Source organism: Bacteroides helcogenes P 36-108, assembly GCF_000186225.1.
GTDB lineage: Bacteria > Bacteroidota > Bacteroidia > Bacteroidales > Bacteroidaceae > Bacteroides > Bacteroides helcogenes.
Genome location: NC_014933.1, coordinates 1,037,437 through 1,055,888, shown reverse-complemented (window position 1 = coordinate 1,055,888; position 18,452 = coordinate 1,037,437). Strand labels below are relative to the sequence as shown.

The following is an 18,452-nucleotide window of genomic DNA, read 5'->3' as shown; positions in this document are numbered from 1 at the left end:
TTATATAGCACTCCCGTTCTCTTCCTTCTTTACCGGCTCTACATGAATACCTACATGAGTGCCTTTCCCAAACTGCCCTTTCAGTTTCTCCTCTATGGCAGTTGCCGTGCGGTGGGCTTCTTCCAACGAAATATCCCCATTCATACGTACATGTACCTCAATGGCATAGCAATTACCGATACGGCGGGTACGGAGATGGTGAGGGGAACTCACTCCGGAAAACGAAAGAATGGTTTTCTGTATCTCGCTCTCTACATCAGCAGGTAATGATTTCTCCAACAGTTCATCCACACAAGGTATCAGCAGCTTGACAGCCACCTTCATTATGAAAAAGCTGACAATCACAGCAGCAACCGGATCGAGTACCCGCCAGTGACTCCCCAAAAGAATGGCCCCACCAATACCGATGGCCGTACCTATGGAAGAAAGTGCATCGCTGCGGTGATGCCATGCGTTGGCCACCACTGCCTGTGAGTTCAGTTTTCTACCTGCGAGTACCGTATATTGATACAAGACTTCTTTAAAAACAATGGATACAAGGGCGGCAACCAGCGCCAACATCCCCGGCTCCTGCAAAGTACCTCCCCGGAGAAAACCATAAATAGACGTGACCCCATTCCAGAATATACCGAAGCCCACAAACAAAAGAAAAATGCCGATAATGGCAGTAGCCAGTGTCTCGTATTTGCCATGACCGTAATCATGTCCCTCGTCTTCGGGCTTCGCAGAGATGCGGACAAAAACTATCACTATGATATCCGTAATGAAATCGGACAATGAATGGACTGCGTCTGCCAGCATAGCGGCACTATGCCCCGCAATGCCTGCAAAGAACTTGAAGACGAGCAATAAAAAGTTCACTATACTTCCCGTTATCGTCACACGATAAATGCCTTTTTCGCGTGACGCATCACCGTTGTTTTGAGATTGTTTTTCCATTCGTTCATTGCTAAGTCGTTGCAAAGATAGCACATAAATCCATTACGAACAGCCGTTCTTGCATTATTTTCAGTAAGATAGCAAGATTTTAGAGTGAGATTGAACTACCGAAAACAATAATTTGTTTACTTTGCAAGGAAGATAAATGATAAGAGTATATATTATGGCCAAGACAAAAGAGAAAAAAGAAAAGAAAGCCGGCAAACGGATGAAGAAAAAAGAGCTTGTCAAAGTATTGCTGGACTTCTTCCACACAAAACAAGACGAAGTCCTGTCCTTGAAATACATTTTTGAGCAACTGCGCCTCACGACACATCCCCTGAAAATGCTGTGTATGGATATCCTTTCCGAACTGTCGGACGACGACTACATCACAGAAGTGGATAAGCATAAATACAAGTTGAACTGCCACGGAACCGAGATGACGGGCACTTTCCAGCGCAAGAGCAACGGCAAGAACTCCTTCATCCCCGAAGGCGGCGGCGACCCCATATTCGTGGCCGAACGCAACTCGGCACATGCCATGAACAATGACAAAGTGCGCATTGCCTTTTACGCCAAACGCCGCGGGCGCGAAGCTGAAGGAGAGGTGACCGAAATCCTGGAACGAGCCAACGATACCTTTGTGGGCACACTGGAAGTAGCCGAGTCATACGCCTTCCTGGTGACGGAAAACCGCACACTTGCCAACGACATCTTTATCCCCAAGGAGAAGCTGAAAGGTGGAAAGACGGGCGACAAAGCCATCGTGAAGGTAGTGGAATGGCCCGACAAGGCAAAGAACCCCATCGGGCAGGTCATCGACATCTTAGGACGCACCGGAGACAATACCACCGAGATGCACGCTATCCTGGCCGAATTCGGTCTGCCGTATGTATATCCTTCTGCCGTAGAAAACGCTGCCGACAAGATATCCGACGAGATACCTGCTGAAGAAATAGCCAAACGTGAAGATTTCCGGAGCGTCACCACATTCACCATAGACCCCAAGGATGCAAAGGATTTCGACGATGCCTTGTCTATCCGTAAACTGAAGGAAGGGCTTTGGGAAGTAGGCGTGCACATTGCCGATGTGACCCATTATGTAAAAGAAGGCGGCATCATTGACAAGGAAGCCGAAAAGCGTGCCACATCCGTTTATCTTGTGGACCGCACCATCCCCATGCTGCCCGAACGGCTGTGCAACTTTATCTGCTCCCTCCGTCCCGATGAGGAGAAACTGGCCTATTCCGTCATCTTCGAAATGACGGAAAAAGGGGAAGTGAACAATTCACGCGTAGTGCATACCGTAATCAAAAGCAACCGTCGCTTCACCTACGAAGAAGCACAGAATATCATAGAAACGAGAAAAGGGGATTTCAAGGAAGAAGTCCTGCAATTGGACAGACTTGCCAAGCTGCTGCGCGAAAGCCGTTTCAAGGCAGGCGCCATCAACTTTGACCGTTACGAGGTGAAGTTTGAGATAGATGAAAAAGGGAAGCCTGTCAGCGTTTACTTCAAGGAATCGAAAGACGCCAATAAATTGGTGGAGGAATTCATGCTGCTCGCCAACCGTACCGTTGCCGAGAAGATAGGCCGCGTGCCCAAAGGCAAAAAAGCCAAAGTGCTGCCTTACCGCATCCACGACCTGCCCGATCCGGAGAAGCTTGACAACTTGGCACAGTTCATCGCACGTTTCGGCTACAAGCTGCGCACCGGCGGGACGAAGACGGATGTTTCCAAGTCCATCAACCACTTGTTGGATGACATTCAGGGGAAAAAAGAAGAAAATCTCATCGAAACAGTATCCATACGTGCCATGCAAAAAGCACGCTACTCCGTACACAACGTGGGACATTACGGCCTGGCATTCGATTATTATACCCACTTCACCTCGCCCATCCGCCGTTACCCCGACATGATGGTGCACCGCTTGCTTACCAAATATCTGGATTTAGGCGGGCGCAGCGTGTCCGAGCAGAAATACGAAGCTCTTTGTGAACACAGCAGTTCCATGGAGCAGATAGCGGCCAATGCCGAACGCGCCTCCATCAAGTACAAACAAGTGGAGTTCATGACCGAGCATTTGGGACAGACCTACGACGGAGTGATTTCCGGCGTGACGGAATGGGGGCTCTATGTAGAACTCAATGAGAACAAGTGTGAAGGCATGATTCCTATCCGTGACCTCGATGATGACTATTACGAATTTGATGAGAAGAACTATTGCCTGCGCGGACGCCGCAAGAACCGCATTTACAGTTTGGGCGACGGCATTACAATCAAAGTGGCACGCGCCAATCTGGAAAAAAAGCAGTTGGACTTTGCATTAGTGTAGAAGAATAAGCAAAGGAACCCTGCAAAAGAAAAGAGGGCTAAACAGATTACTCGCATTAATATCTGTTTAGCCCATTATTATTTCAGAAATGATAAAGCCGCAAAAATAGCCTTCTATTCCTTATTTCTTTCTACCATCCCAGTCTTCCCATTGAGAATGACGCATTTTAAACCCACGTCCTTCCCATTTTGTCCTTATAGACTTCATTCGAGATTGAATACTTATCCTGTCTGAATCATTATAGTCCCGTTCATAATAGGTGTTCATTTTAACCAACAGACTTTCATCCTTGCTATAAGTATTGCTATCTGTATTCTTGGCCTGAACATCACTAACGCTATTATTTGATGAACTTCTGCTCGTAGAGCCTGATGCAGAACCATTCGTATTATTACTTACACTATATCCACTTCCCGTATTATCAACATTATCATTCACGAAAGAAGACCCTGTACTTTCCGTATAAGCATCTGCCACACTCCCCGCTACACTGCCTACAGCAGCCAATCCTGTTCCAATCCCTCGCCAAACGCTATTTCCAAACTTCACCCCAATAGTCAGGAAAACGCCTTCTTTTGCCATGTTCTTATAAGGTTCATGGCAAGTTATATTATAATTCAAGCCAACATTTACTTTTTTATACTCATAAACGACGCAACTCGTTACTCCAGCTCCAAACAACTTCATTGACCCATTCATCCCCGCCGAGACATAAGGGCCTACTCCAAACCTCAAATTAGAATTTTCTGCAAGCCTCAACTTATATCCAAACTTAACAGGCAACTCCAAAATATTGGCCCGTATATCTTCACCGTCAGCGGCGTATGGTTTATAAGTATCATAATCAACATTATCCAGATCATCTACAAATAATATATTCTTATAACGCAATCCTGCCTCTAAAGAAAACTTTTCTTTGATGGGTATGTCTATGCCAAGTTCACCCATATAATCCAATTTGCGTTCATCACATACATTGTGATAAGAGGCTCCGACTTTAAAATCCCATAACACTTGTGCATCAACAGAGCTTAAAACCCCAGTCCCCAATAAGCAGTAAATGATAAACACTTTCATACACAATCCACTCTTCATAATTTTATATCTTTTTAGTTATTTGGCAAAAATACATAAACGGTGAAGTATAGAAAAACCGTAATCTTGAAGAAATGGAACATTAATCTAAAAAAGCAGATTATATAGTTAAAAACAAAGACTATATTATTCATTTTTATATTGCTTCCGTTTTTTCTAAAATTCCGTATGTAGTATTCAAAAAAGCATTATCCTCCTTCTTCTTAAATGCGAGAATAACGTAACTTTGCCCAATATTTCAATCAGAAGACAGTTTATGAAAACAATTACCATCACAGACCTTGCACAGATAGAGGAAATCATCAATCATTGTCCTTATTGCATGGTAGGTATCACGGATGCAGATGGCAACCCGTATGTAGTACCCATGAACTTTGCCTATCGGGACGGAACGGTTTATCTGCATTCCGGCCCCGAAGGCAGCAAGGTGGAGCTGGCGACACAGCATCCGCAAGTCTGCATCACCTTCTGCGAAGGGCACGAGCTGGTGTATATGCACCGGCAAGTGGCATGCAGTTACAGCATGAAGTCGCGCAGCGTCATCTGCCGCGGAAAAGTGCAGTTCATCGAAGATATGGCAGAAAAGCGCAAGGTGCTGGATTTCTTCATGAGCCGGCACACCGACAATGAGTGCACATACTCCGACCCTGCCGTGCGACACGTCAAAATATGGGAAGTGAAGGTAGAAGAAATGACATGCAAATCGTTCGGACTGCGGGCTAACGAAACCTGACAGTTCTCCCCGGCAAACGGGACAAATAGCCGGAACACTTTTGCATATACTATTATTATTTCTACATTTGTAAGCTAAAAACCTTGTGTATAATGCTTATAAATGATGAAATACAGACATTAAAGCTACTGCGAAGCGGTGACGAACGAGCCTTCAAACTCTTGTTCGACACTTATTTCGTTCCTCTATGCCGCTTTATGAAGCTATATCTCAAGGATGAAACCTTAATAGAAGAAATCGCCTTGGACATCTTCATGTATATATGGACCAATCGAGAAAATTTCACAATCAGGCTTACCATCAAGGCCTATCTATTTCAAGCGGCCCGAAACCGTTGCCTGAACGTTCTGCGCGATAACAAACAGACTTGCCCCGTTGATGAATTCTGCGAAACACTGAGCGACAGCCACACCATAGACGCCGACATGGAAGCAAAAGAGCTGAACCGTTTGGTAGAGGAAGCCGTCTGTTCCCTGCCCGACAAATGCAGGGAGGTGTTCCGGCAAAGCCGGCAAGAGAATCTCACAAACAAAGAAATAGCGGAAAAGACACAGACTTCCGTAAAGACAGTGGAGGCGCAGATTACAAAGGCTTTGAAGCATATCCGTAAATATCTTGATAAAAGTTATTCTTACCTATTCTAAAAGCTTACATCCGGCAACAAACCAAGATGCCGTAAAGTAAAGCGTAATATCTTGGGCTATATATACTTATTTTGCCAATATATAGGCAACACCTCACCAACTTGCCGGCAAGAGACTGACAGAAGCTCGAAAAAAAGTTCCATCCGGGAGTAAGGGTACTTTCCGCTTCATGTGTCATATTTGTAAGAAGTAAGAAGAAAACATGAAGCAGAATATACCCTGGGGCTTGATAATAGCTTGTCTGAAGCACGAAGAAAGTGACGGACAGAAGCAAGAATTGGAGCTGTGGACGGCTTTGCCCGAGAACCGTGCCCTATATGAAAGATTATCCGGCCTTTGGCTCGACATTCAAAAAGAAACCGAAACATATACTCCCGACAAAGACTATTATTGGAAGAAGTTGCAGGCACGCATCGCCGATAAGAAAGCGAAGAATCCAAAGCCGTCTTTCTTCTTCATGCGCTATGCGGCAGCGGCAGCCATCTTCCTGGCCGTAATGATAAGCGGGGCCGCCTACCTGACAATGAAGGAAGCACAAAACATGGCGGCTCAGGAAGTGCAGTTCACTAACCTCAACGGAAAGTCGCAGGCTCTGCTGGCCGACGGCAGCAAAGTGTGGCTGCACAACAACACTTCACTGAACTATCGCCGCCTTTCACGCGAAGGCTACCGCGAGGTGAGCATGAACGGCGAAGCCTTCTTCGAGGTGGCTCACGATGCCGAACATCCATTCGTTGTACAGATGGACGGCGTAAAGCTTACGGTTTACGGAACCAAGTTCAATATACGAAACATGGCGCACAGTGACAAAGTGCAGATAAGCCTGATAGAAGGATCGGTAGGACTGGAAACCTCACGCGAAAGCCGTAAGATGCTACCGGGTGAGACAGCCCTTTTCGACCGCAAGACCCACAATCTGCTGATAAAGAATGGAGATGTGGGATTTGACAGTTTTTGGGCACAAAGACAAATTATCTTCAACCAAAAAACGTTGGGATACATCTGCCGTTATCTTTCCCGATGGTACAACGTAGAAATAGATTTGGAACCGGCACTGGCCGGCAAATATCTGTACACCTTCACCCTTCGCAATGAGCCTTTAGAAGAAATAATGAGACTGATAGCACGCATCAACCCCGTGGGGTATCAGTTTGACGAAGACAACAGGTTGCAGATATTCAGTAAGAAGAAGTAAGTAAACCGATAACCTTATTGTATAATTTATAATAAAACAACAATGCCTATGAACTAACACCCCAAACGAAGAAAAAACAGGAGACACTGCCCATCGGCAGCATCTCCATCTTGCAAAAAACAATTAATTAACCACGGGTACGGAAAGTGACAGGGAAATGTCGCAAATCTCTCTATCCCGAAGACCCAAATAGTTAACTTTTAATTTACAAAGCTATGAATAAAAAACTATGCTTACTATTTTTCACATTGTTATTTAGCTTTATCAACGTCTTTTCACAGAGCGAAAAGATTGACAAGCCGATTTCCATTCAATTCTCTAATCTATCTCTAAAAGAAGCCCTAAACAAATTTGAACAAGTATCGGGCTACACATTTTTCTATGACGCTGAACAAGTAAACCTGAAGCAAACCGTCAGCATGAACGTGAAGCAGGCAACCGTCGGCAAAGCTGTAACGGAATTGCTGAAAAACACCGACCTCGGCTTTGAGATTGCCAACCTGCAAATCACCCTTATCAGTAAGAAGGCCTCCGTTGCCCAACAAAAGAAAGAGGTGAAGATTTCGGGAATAGTTTCGGACGACACGGGTGAGCCTGTCATCGGCGCTAACGTGTCCGTACAGGGAACCACTATCGGAGCCATCACTGACCTGGATGGGCGCTACACGTTGAACGTACCCGCAGGCTCCACACTGATTATCTCCTATATCGGCTACATCAACCGCCAAGTAAAGGTGAATGCCGCAGGAAACTATGACATCCGTCTGAAAGAAGACTCTGAAATGCTGAACGAAGTAGTAGTTGTGGGCTACGGCACACAAAAGAAAGTAAACCTCTCCGGCTCAGTAGCTACCGTTGACAGCAAGGAACTTCAGAACCGTCCTATCCAAAACCTCACCAACGGCCTGCAAGGATTAATGCCGGGCGTCACCATCACAGGTACAAACGGAGCTCCGGGACAAGACAACGGCAACATCCGTGTACGCGGTACAGGTACGCTCAACACCGCTTCCCCTTACATCCTGATAGACGGCGTGGAATCGGGCACACTCAATGCCATCGATCCCAACGACATTGAAAGTATCTCCGTACTGAAAGACGCTGCCTCGGCCGCCATCTACGGTTCAAAGGCTTCCAACGGCGTTATCTTGATTACTACCAAGCGCGGAAAGACCGGCAAGCCGCAAATATCATACAGCGGCTATGTCAGCTTCCAGAATGCCACGAACATGATAGAGCGCCTGAGCTCCGCCGAATATGCAGCCTTGTACAACAGCGCACTGAAGGCCGAAGGTAAAGCCGAACGCTTCACCGCCGATGAAATCGCCAAGTTCGAGTCCGGCACAGACCCTAAATATCCCAACACAGACTGGTATGGCCTGGCTTACAAGACCGGCATACAGCATCGCCACAACATCAACATCAACGGTGGAGCCGAGAATGCCTCATACATGGCTTCCATCGGCTACTTGAACCAGACAGGCGTTCTGCCCAATGCCGGACGAGAACAGTTCAACGCCCGCACCAACCTCGACATGAAACTGTCCAAACGCTTCACCGCACGCATGAATCTGGCCTTCATCAAGAACAAGTACGATGATGCCAGCTCTGCCTACGCAGGCGGCAGTTCCGACCAGATTATCCGTCAGTTGAACCTCATCGCCCCCTGGATTGTGGCGCGCAATGACGACGGCACTTGGGGAACCATTTCCGACGGTAGCCCCATCGCATGGCTGGACTCAGGCATGAAGGTAACGCGTGACAATTATAACTTTACGGGTATGGCTGCACTGGACTATCAGATTATGGACGGGTTGAAGCTTACCATGAGTGGGGCATACGTACACAATATGCAGAACTACCAGTATTTCCAGAAATTCATCCAATACAACGAGAATAAGAAATCCGACCCTAACTCTTTGGACGAACGCTTCTACAAATGGGACCGCACCAACTATGATGTCCTCCTGAACTATGATAAGAGTTTCGGGCAACACAATCTGAAAGGGTTGTTGGGCTGGCATACCGAGAAATACAATTACAAGTATCAGAAAGCCTACCGCAAAAACTTCCCTAACAACGAACTGACCGATATGAACGCCGGTGACAGCTCTACTCAAAAGAACGAAGGCTTCACCCGCGAACTTGCCATGATTTCCTGGTTTGCACGTGTCAACTACGACTACGCAGGCAAGTATCTGTTGGAAGCCAACATCCGTTCGGATGCTTCTTCCCGTTTTGCCGAAGGCAACCGCTGGGGATATTTCCCGTCTTTCTCCGCAGCATGGCGCATGAGTGAGGAAGCATTCATGGAAAATGCCAAAAGCTGGCTGAGCACTCTGAAGCTCCGTGCCTCCTGGGGTATGCTGGGCAACCAAGATGCGCTGGATGACTATTATCCCGCCCTGAACACTTACAACCTGGATGCCACTTATCCCTTTGACGGCTCGCTGAACAGTGGCTACTACCAGAAGAAGTACCGCCTGTCCACCATCTCTTGGGAAAAAGCCACCACTTGGGGCATCGGTCTGGACCTGGGATTCCTGAACAACAAGATTAATGCAACCATCGACTATTATAACCGCAAGACCACAGGCATTCTCATGGATGTACCAGTACCCAGCGAATTCGCATTGGACGCTTATAAAGATAATGTGGGAGCCATGCGCAACAGCGGCGTAGAACTGAACGTAAGCTACAACGACAAGTTCGGTGACTGGAAACTGGGCGTTGCGGCCAACTTCACTTACAACAAGAATGAGATACTTGATTTGGGATTTGCAAGCGATGTAGCTAAAAAAGATCAGATCAGAGAAGTAAGCGGAGGTTATAAACAGCAAAATCATGTCGGTGGTATGATTAATTCATACTATATTTATGAAGCCGATGGTTTCTTCAATTCACAAGAAGAAGCGGACGCATATACAGAGAAATACAAACCTTCATTGGGTGGTGGCAAACTGAAAGCCGGCGACATCCGTTATGTAGATACAAACGGCGACGGATTGTTGACTGAGGACGACCGTGTCTATTGCAACAGCCCCGAACCTGCATACACTTTCGGTTTGAACCTGAACGCCGGATATAAAGGATTCGACCTCTCGCTGATGTTCAACGGTGCAGCCAAGGTGGCTCGCTTGTTTGATTCCCACGAAGTATATGGAGCTTTCTCCGGTGATGCCGGACACCCCGCATCCATCTGGAAAAATGCCTGGACAGAGACCAATCACAACGCGGATATGCCTCGCATCTTCACCAACACCAATTCTCCAAGCAGTTCGAGAAACGTACAATCCACTTTCTGGTTGCAAAATACCAGCTATTTGCGTCTGAAGAACCTGCAGTTGGGCTACACCTTCCCCAAAGAATGGTTAAGCTCTTTGGGAGTTCAGAACCTGCGCCTCTATTACTCGGTAGAAAACCTGCTTACCATAGACGGCATGAAAATCAACATCGACCCGGAAGCTACCAGCCAGCGTATGTCTTCCTATCCGTTGCTGCGCACACATGCATTTGGCGTTAATATCTCATTCTAAACTCTAAATCATTAACATTATGAATAGTATTAAAAACTACATATTGACAGGAATGGTTGCTTTGAGCACCACTTCATGCAATGACTTTCTTACCACGACTCCTTACGATGCACTTTCACCTGCCACTACTTGGAAGAGCGAAGACGATGCACAGAAATTCCTGATTGGTTGCTATGACGGCTGGGAAGACGGAGGCACACTTCTATATCTGGATTGTATGTCCGACTTTGCCTACAACAACTTCTCTTGGGAAGGTTTTACGGCATACGGCAACGGGACTGCCGTTGGAGGTGATTCAGAAGCCAATTTTTACAATTATTCTATCATCCGTCGTTGCAACACTTTCCTCGAAAACGTAGAGAGCATCACCTTCAATGATCCGGCAGCGAAGAAAGACTTGATTGCTCAAGCCCGCTTCATCCGTGCCTATCAGTATTTCATCATGAACTGGATGTATGGCGGCGTGCCTATCATTGACAATTACAGCACCGCTGATGAGGCAAAAGTTCCCCGTGATACCGAAGCCAAAGTACGTGAATTCATAGAGAAAGAACTGGATGAATGCACCCCCGACCTGAATGACGAGCCCGCTGCCCTCGGCCGTGTAGCCAAAGGCGCCGCATTGGCTTTGAGAATGCGTGAAGCTCTGTACTATGGTGACTGGGCTACGGCCAAAGACCGTTCACAGAAGATTCAGGCACTGAACCAGTACTCTTTGGATGACAATTACAGCAATCTGTTCCGTGTCAGTGGCAAAAGCTCCAAAGAAATCATTCTGGCAGTGCAATACATTCCCAATACAAAGACTTTGGGAACTATCGGGCAGATGTACAACAACGGTGACGGCGGTTGGTCTTCCATCGTTCCCACCCAGAACTTGGTGGACGAATACGAGATGTCAAACGGACTCACTACGGATGAAGCTGGTTCGGGCTATGATCCCACCCATCCCTATGCCAATCGTGACCCGCGCATGGCCATGACAGTTTATTATCCCGGATGCAATTATACCAAAGATGACGGCACAGTGACCGTATTCAATACTTTGGATAAAGAAATCGGTGGAAAGACGAATGCCAACTATGCTTTAGCAGCAGACAATGCTTCTAAAACCGCATTGACGTGGGCCAAATACTTGGATCCCATCACCCAGTACAACGCAACGGGTATCTGGGATACGGAAGCAAGTCCCATTGTATTCCGCTATGCTGAAGTCCTGCTTTCATACGCCGAAGCCGAGAATGAACTGAACGGACCGTCAGCCGGTGTTTATGAAGCCTTGGACGCAGTTCGCGCCCGTGCAGGCATGCCCGCTGTGGATAAAGCGAAATATGCCACGAAAGACAAACTGCGTGAGTTGATTCACCGTGAACGTGCGGTAGAATTTGCAGGTGAAGGTCTGAGACGCGCCGACATTGTTCGCTGGAAAACATCCGACGGTAAGATGGTAGCGGAAAAAGTAATGAATGGTACTCTGCAACGTGTAGTCGGTACGGTTTCTATGGACGCATCCGTTGCTCCCGAAATGCGTGCAACGATTAATCCCAATGCAAGCAAAAAAGAACGTCTGATCGAAGAACGCATCTTTAAGCCCCACCATCGTTATTTGCCTATCCCTCAGTCTGCCTGTAACAAGAATCCGCAGTTGACTCAGAATGATGGGTATTGATAAATAGCTAATTACTGTTAAAGTAAATCCCCATAAGACCTGTTTCTTGTGGGGATTTATCATCTTTACACTCCATAACCCTATAAGCTAACTTTTTATGAAAGGAATTGTTTGTACACTATTACTCAGTTATTGTATGTTGCCTGCCGTGGCGCAGGACAGCCCCCAACTGAAAGGATTCGAGTATGGCTCCATTCAAGCCCCCGACGGCAAAGAATGGGAATCGCCCGAACGACTGGCACTGAACAAGGAGCAGCCTCATGCCACCTTCTTCTCTTTTGCCGACGTCACCACCGCCCGGAAAGTGCTGCCTGAAAACAGCGCCTACTGGATGAGCCTCAACGGTGACTGGAAATTCAAGTGGGTTCCCAACCCCGAAGAACGCCCGAAAGATTTTCAAAACACGGACTACGACGTGTCCGCATGGGACAACATCTATGTGCCCTCAAGCTGGAACATTTATGGTATCCAAAAAGACGGTACGCAGAAATATGGCACTCCCATCTACGTGAACCAACCTGTCATCTTCCAGCACAAAGTGGCGGTGGACGACTGGCGCGGAGGAGTGATGCGTACCCCGCCCGCCAACTGGACCACCTACAAGCACCGCAACGAAGTGGGTTCCTACCGCCGCGATTTCACCCTGCCTGCCGACTGGGACGGTCGCGAAGTCTTCATCAACTTCGACGGAGTGGATTCCTTCTTCTACCTCTGGATAAACGGGCAATATGTCGGTTTCTCCAAAAACTCCCGTAACCTGGCAAGCTTCAATATCACCCCCTACCTCACAGCCGGAAAGAACACCGTGGCAGCCGCAGTCTATCGCAGTTCGGACGCTTCTTTCCTTGAGGCACAAGACATGTTCCGCCTACCGGGAATCTTCCGTACGGTGGCACTTACTTCCGTTCCGAAACTACACGTGCGCGACCTGGTGGCTACACCCGACTTGAATGCTACCTTCGATGAAGGCACACTCTCCATCAAGGCCGACATCCGTAATCAGGACAAAAAGGAAGCGAAAGGTTACAGCATGGTCTATTCTCTCTATGCCAACAAGCTCTACTCGGACGAGAATACCCCGGTTGCAGGCATCACCGCCACAGCAGCCGTAAGCCCTGTCACCAAAGGTGGCATCAGCACCTGCCAAACTACTTTAACGCTGCCGAAGCCTCTCTTATGGTCGGCAGAAACGCCCTACCGCTACACGCTTGTAGGCGAGCTGAAGGACAAGAAGGGACGGACCATAGAGACCGTTTCCGCTTTTGTGGGCTTCCGCAAGGTGGAAATCAAGGACACGCCGGCCTCTGCCGATGAATTCGGACTGGCCGGACGCTACTACTACATCAACGGCAAGACCGTGAAGCTGAAGGGCGTGAACCGTCACGAAAGCAATCCCGCACTGGGACACGCCATTACCCGCGAACTGATGGAAAAAGAAGTCATGCTGATGAAGCGCGCCAATATCAACCATGTGCGCAACTCTCACTATCCCGATGCTCCCTATTGGTACTACCTTTGCGACAAGTACGGCATCTATCTGGAAGACGAAGCCAACCTTGAATCACACGAATATTATTACGGAAAGGCATCCCTGTCTCACCCCGTGGAGTGGGAGAACGCACACGTGGCACGTGTGATGGAGATGGCGCACAGCACCGTCAATCATCCTTCCATCGTCATCTGGTCATTGGGCAACGAAGCCGGACCGGGCAAGAACTTCGTCACCGCCTACAATGCGCTGAAAGCTTTCGACCTCTCTCGTCCCGTGCAATATGAACGGAACAACGCCATTGTGGATATGGGCTCCAACCAATATCCTTCAATCGCCTGGACACGCGAAGCGGTAAAAGGCAAATATGACATCAAATACCCCTTCCATATTTCGGAATATGCACACTCCATGGGCAACGCCGTAGGCAACTTGGTAGATTACTGGGAAGCCATCGAATCGACCAACTTCTTCTGCGGTGGCGCCATCTGGGACTGGGTAGATCAGTCCATGTACAACTACACCCCCGATGGCAAGCGTTATCTGGCTTACGGCGGTGACTTCGGCGATACTCCCAACGACGGGCAGTTCGTAATGAACGGCATTGTCTTCGGCGACCTTGAGCCTAAGCCCCAATATTATGAAGTGAAGAAGGTCTATCAGCACATCGGCGTGAAAGCGCTGAATGTAGCAAAAGGCAGCTTCGAAATCTTCAATAAATACTACTTCAAGGATTTGTCCGGCTATCAAGTGCGCTGGTCGCTATACGAGAATGGCAAAGAAGTAAAGGATGGCCTGCTCTCTTTAGGACAAGTTGCTCCCCGTAGCCGTGTTACGGTTGATATTCCTTACAACTACCAGACTTTGAAACCGGAAGCTGAATACTTCGTGAAGGTTCAGTTCCAACTGAAAGAAGCTGCTCCCTGGGCTGAGAAAGGCTATACGATGGCCGAAGAGCAGATTGCCTTGAAACAGGCAACGGGCTTACCGGCCATCTCTACGGTTACTGCTGCCGCCGGAAACATATCATATACAGAAAGCTCTGCATCGGACAAGGCCGACCAACGCTTTATCACCGTTAAGGGAGAAGGCTTTGAGGCTCGTTTTGATATGCAGACCGGAAGCATCTATAGCCTGAAGTACAACGGCGAGACGATTGTTGCCGACGGAAACGGGCCGAAACTGGACGCTTTCCGTGCTTTCGTCAATAATGACAACTGGGCGTACACGGCTTGGTTCGAGAACGGATTGCACAACTTGCAGCATAAAGCCATTCAAAGCAAAGTGATGCAACGCGCCGACGGTGCTGTGGTACTGGCATTCACCATAGAATCGCAAGCGCCGAATGCCGCACGCATCCTTGGCGGAACAGCCAGCGGCAAGAACAAGATAGAAGAATTGACCGACCGGAAATTTGGCGAGAACGACTTCAAGTTCACTACCAACCAAGTGTGGACCGTCTATCGTGACGGCTCGGTAGAACTTCAGGCAGGCATCACGTCCAACCGTTCTACACTGGTATTACCGCGCCTGGGCTACGTGATGAAACTTCCGCAGCAATACGATAACTTCACCTACTACGGCCGTGGCCCCATCGAGAACTATCCCGACCGCAAGACCGGACAGTTCATAGAAATTCACCGCAACAAGGTGGCCGACGAATTTGCCAACTTCCCCAAACCGCAGGACGTGGCAAACCATGAAGACGTACGTTGGTGTGCGCTGACCGACGCCGCAGGCAGTGGGGCACAGTTCATCGCCACCGGAGGAAAAATGTCCGTTGCCCCCTTGCAATATACAGCCACTGAAATGATTCTGGCAGGACATCCTTATCAGCTTCCGGCTGTGACGGGCACATACCTGCATCTTGACTTAGGCGTCACGGGACTGGGCGGCAACAGTTGCGGACAAGGCGGCCCGTTGGCACAAGACAGAATATTGGCAGGACAGCACTCGTTCGGTTTCATCATCCGCCCGGCGGCACAAGACCTGAGCGCGACTGCACAAGTAGCCGCCGCCGGAGAGATTCCACTGAACATCGTGCGCAATGAGGCAGGCGAAGTGACATTTGTCTCCACCCGTCCCGAAGCAGAAATATGCTACATCGTGGGCAAGGCAAAGAAAGCGAAAGTCTATACCGCCCCCATCCCGATGCGCGAAGGCGGCAACGTGACGGCATGGTTCAAGTCCACTCCCGACATCAAGGCCACGCAAACCTTCAACAAAATAGAGAAAGTACGGGCCGAAGTGATAAACGCCAGCAGTCAGGAGACCGGCGGCGGAGAGGCCACGAACCTGACGGACGGGGATGCCGGAAGCATCTGGCACACCATGTACTCCGTGACTCTGGCCAAATATCCACATTGGATAGACTTGGACACCAAAGAAGTGAAGCTACTCAAAGGCATCACCTATCTGCCCCGCCAAGACAGCGACAACGGAAACATCAAGGATTACAGCATCCAGGTAAGCATGGACGGCCGGAACTGGGGCGAACCCGTGGCCAAAGGCAGCTTTGAGAAGAACCGGAAAGAAAAGACCATACGCTTTGACAAGCCTGTGAAAGCGCGCTACATCCGCTTCACTGCACTGAGCGAACAGTATGGACAGGATTATGCGTCGGGAGCAGAACTGGGCATCCTGGCCGAATAAGAAGAACATCACAGGCTGCAATAGCCTAATCTTGCAAGGCGTGAAGCCCTAACCTCACGAGGTGCTATAAGAAAACAACCGGTAAGCAATGCCATTACGCACGCTTACCGGTTGCTTGTTTTCGGGGAAGAGAGCCTTTACAACAGATATTTCTCAAAAGAAGGGTCTTTACAACGGATACTCCTCGAAGGCATATAGCAACGTGGATAGATAGCGCTCACCCGTATCGGGCAAAAGGACAACGATCGTCTTCCCCTCATTCTCCGGCAGCATTGCCAACCGGGTAGCTGCAGCCACGGCTGCACCAGAAGATATACCGACAAGCAATCCTTCATATTTGGCCAATTCGCGCCCTGTACGGATGGCATCATCTCCCGATACCTGCAAAATTTCATCCACCACAGCGGCATTATAATTCTTTGGAACAAAACCCGCCCCAATTCCCTGAATCTTATGGGGACCGGGCTTCCCGCCGGAAAGTACCGGAGAATCTACGGGCTCCACGGCCACAATCTTCACCTTGGGGTTATGCTTCTTCAGGGCAGTGCCCACACCGCTTACCGTTCCGCCCGTACCTACTCCGGCTACAAAAATATCCACATCACCGTCCGTATCCCTCCATATCTCCTGCCCCGTGGTGCGCTCATGGACGGCTGGATTATTGGGGTTGTCAAACTGCTGCAAGATGATTGAACCAGGAATAGTGGCCTTCAACTCCTCGGCGCGGGCTATGGCTCCCTTCATTCCATCGACACCCGGTGTCAAAACCAATTCCGCACCCAGCGCCTTCAGCAGATTGCGGCGTTCCACACTCATCGTATCGGGCATCGTCAAGACAAGCCTGTAACCTTTAGCGGCGGCAACGAATGCCAGTCCCACCCCGGTATTTCCACTGGTAGGCTCAATAATCGTAGCTCCGGATTTCAGCAATCCTTTCTCTTCAGCAGCTTCTATCATGGCAAGGGCTACCCGGTCTTTTACACTGCCGGCAGGATTAAAATATTCCAGCTTGGCTATCACACGTGCTTTAAGAACCTTACTTCTGTTATAATTGTTGAGCTCCAGCAAAGGAGTGTTGCCTACCAGTCCGATAAGGCTTTTTGCAATCTTCTTCATAATCCATAAGTTTTTTGTTTCTGATAGGACAAAAATAGTGTGAAACCAGCTCTTCCCCAATACCACAAACATGGTAAATCCATACTATAAATGAGGGATATGTAGGAAATTTAGCGAATACTTTGTACCTTTGTAGCCACTTTAAATAAAGGATATCATAATGAATCCACTCAACTTTACCCACATCCTGACACAAGCAGTCGATGAGCTATCGGAAAGCGAATCTTACAAAGGACTGTTTCACCAGCATACGGACGGCAATCCACTGCCTTCGGCCAAATCCTTGTGCAATATCATCGAACTGGCACGTGCCATCCTGTTTCCCGGATATTTCGGCAACTCCACGGTCAACAGCCGTACCATAACTTATCACATCGGCGTCAACGTAGAACGCCTGTTCGACCTGCTTACCGAGCAAATTCTTGCCGGCCTCTGTTTTGCCAGTGACGACGAATGCAGTTGCTGCACCGAACTGCAACGAAAAGAGGCCGCCTTGCTGGGAGCCCAGTTCATCAGCTATCTGCCCGAAATGCGCCGCATACTTGCCACAGATGTGGAAGCTGCCTATAACGGTGATCCCGCCGCCCATTCGTTCGGTGAAGTGATCAGTTGCTACCCCGCCATCCGAGCCATCAGCAACTACCGCATCGCCCATGAACTGCTGACATTGGGCGTTCCCCTTATTCCACGCATCATCACCGAAATGGCACATAGTGAAACGGGCATAGACATCCATCCGGGCGCACAAATCGGCAGCCACTTCACCATCGACCACGGCACGGGCGTGGTAATCGGCGAAACCTGCATTATCGGCAATCACGTCAAACTATACCAGGGAGTCACCCTCGGAGCCAAAAGCTTCCCGTTGGATGAAGCCGGAAAGCCCATCAAAGGCATTCCCCGCCATCCGATTCTGGAAGACAATGTCATCGTTTACTCCAATGCCACCATCCTCGGAAGAATCATTATAGGAAAGGACGCAACGGTGGGAGGCAATATCTGGGTAACCGAAGATGTACCGGCAGGAGCAAGGATAGTACAGACAAAGGCGAAGAAATGATTAAAAC

At 48.7% G+C, this 18,452-nt stretch carries 11 protein-coding genes; 8 read left to right on the top strand and 3 right to left on the bottom strand.

Going from position 1 to position 18,452, the window contains the following annotated elements:
• Nucleotides 1–939 carry a cation diffusion facilitator family transporter gene (locus BACHE_RS04015; protein ID WP_013546430.1) on the bottom strand — a complete coding sequence of 313 codons (939 nt, stop codon included), beginning with the start codon at nt 937–939 and terminating at the stop codon, nt 1–3.
• Between the two features lie 163 nt (nt 940–1,102).
• Here BACHE_RS04015 and rnr point away from each other — a divergent pair, with 163 nt between their 5' ends.
• Nucleotides 1,103–3,256: a ribonuclease R gene (gene rnr / locus BACHE_RS04010; protein WP_013546429.1), complete on the top strand. Its 2,154-nt coding sequence runs from the start codon at nt 1,103–1,105 to the stop codon at nt 3,254–3,256.
• 120 nt (nt 3,257–3,376) lie between these two features.
• Here the strand turns inward: rnr and BACHE_RS04005 are convergent, their stop codons facing one another.
• Nucleotides 3,377–4,351 (bottom strand): outer membrane beta-barrel protein, encoded by a 975-nt coding sequence (locus BACHE_RS04005; RefSeq protein ID WP_013546428.1) that lies wholly within the window; start codon nt 4,349–4,351, stop codon nt 3,377–3,379.
• A 256-nt stretch (nt 4,352–4,607) separates the two neighbouring features.
• Here BACHE_RS04005 and BACHE_RS04000 point away from each other — a divergent pair, with 256 nt between their 5' ends.
• From BACHE_RS04000 to BACHE_RS03975, 6 genes are all read left to right on the top strand, one after another.
• Entirely contained in the window at nt 4,608–5,084 is a 477-nt protein-coding gene (locus BACHE_RS04000) for a pyridoxamine 5'-phosphate oxidase family protein (RefSeq protein WP_013546427.1), read from the top strand.
• 92 nt (nt 5,085–5,176) lie between these two features.
• The gene (locus tag BACHE_RS03995) at nt 5,177–5,728 is read left to right on the top strand and encodes an RNA polymerase sigma-70 factor (RefSeq protein ID WP_013546426.1); all 552 of its coding nucleotides are present in this window, start codon (nt 5,177–5,179) and stop codon (nt 5,726–5,728) included.
• Nucleotides 5,729–5,930: 202 nt separating this feature from the next.
• Nucleotides 5,931–6,923, top strand: coding sequence for a FecR family protein (locus BACHE_RS03990; protein WP_013546425.1), 993 nt, complete (start codon nt 5,931–5,933; stop codon nt 6,921–6,923).
• 215 nt (nt 6,924–7,138) lie between these two features.
• A complete protein-coding gene (locus tag BACHE_RS03985; RefSeq protein WP_013546424.1) occupies nt 7,139–10,459 on the top strand; it encodes a TonB-dependent receptor in 3,321 nt (1,106 codons plus the stop codon).
• Nucleotides 10,460–10,478: 19 nt separating this feature from the next.
• Nucleotides 10,479–12,128: a RagB/SusD family nutrient uptake outer membrane protein gene (locus tag BACHE_RS03980; protein WP_013546423.1), complete on the top strand. Its 1,650-nt coding sequence runs from the start codon at nt 10,479–10,481 to the stop codon at nt 12,126–12,128.
• 97 nt (nt 12,129–12,225) lie between these two features.
• Entirely contained in the window at nt 12,226–16,269 is a 4,044-nt protein-coding gene (locus tag BACHE_RS03975) for a glycoside hydrolase family 2 TIM barrel-domain containing protein (protein WP_013546422.1), read from the top strand.
• Nucleotides 16,270–16,437: 168 nt separating this feature from the next.
• Here the strand turns inward: BACHE_RS03975 and cysK are convergent, their stop codons facing one another.
• Nucleotides 16,438–17,385: a cysteine synthase A gene (gene cysK, locus BACHE_RS03970; RefSeq protein WP_013546421.1), complete on the bottom strand. Its 948-nt coding sequence runs from the start codon at nt 17,383–17,385 to the stop codon at nt 16,438–16,440.
• 160 nt (nt 17,386–17,545) lie between these two features.
• Between cysK and BACHE_RS03965 the strand changes: the two genes are divergently transcribed.
• Entirely contained in the window at nt 17,546–18,445 is a 900-nt protein-coding gene (locus BACHE_RS03965; RefSeq protein ID WP_013546420.1) for a serine O-acetyltransferase, read from the top strand.
• Nucleotides 18,446–18,452 lie beyond the last annotated feature (7 nt).

Excerpts from the sequence above, each read along its gene's own strand:
- BACHE_RS04015 (WP_013546430.1), bottom strand. The coding sequence starts at position 939 with ATGGAAAAACAATCTCAAAACAACGGTGATGCGTCACGCGAAAAAGGC.
- rnr (WP_013546429.1), top strand. The coding sequence starts at position 1,103 with ATGGCCAAGACAAAAGAGAAAAAAGAAAAGAAAGCCGGCAAACGGATG.
- BACHE_RS04005 (WP_013546428.1), bottom strand. The coding sequence starts at position 4,351 with ATGAAGAGTGGATTGTGTATGAAAGTGTTTATCATTTACTGCTTATTG.
- BACHE_RS04000 (WP_013546427.1), top strand. The coding sequence starts at position 4,608 with ATGAAAACAATTACCATCACAGACCTTGCACAGATAGAGGAAATCATC.
- BACHE_RS03995 (WP_013546426.1), top strand. The coding sequence starts at position 5,177 with ATGCTTATAAATGATGAAATACAGACATTAAAGCTACTGCGAAGCGGT.
- BACHE_RS03990 (WP_013546425.1), top strand. The coding sequence starts at position 5,931 with ATGAAGCAGAATATACCCTGGGGCTTGATAATAGCTTGTCTGAAGCAC.
- BACHE_RS03985 (WP_013546424.1), top strand. The coding sequence starts at position 7,139 with ATGAATAAAAAACTATGCTTACTATTTTTCACATTGTTATTTAGCTTT.
- BACHE_RS03980 (WP_013546423.1), top strand. The coding sequence starts at position 10,479 with ATGAATAGTATTAAAAACTACATATTGACAGGAATGGTTGCTTTGAGC.
- BACHE_RS03975 (WP_013546422.1), top strand. The coding sequence starts at position 12,226 with ATGAAAGGAATTGTTTGTACACTATTACTCAGTTATTGTATGTTGCCT.
- cysK (WP_013546421.1), bottom strand. The coding sequence starts at position 17,385 with ATGAAGAAGATTGCAAAAAGCCTTATCGGACTGGTAGGCAACACTCCT.
- BACHE_RS03965 (WP_013546420.1), top strand. The coding sequence starts at position 17,546 with ATGAATCCACTCAACTTTACCCACATCCTGACACAAGCAGTCGATGAG.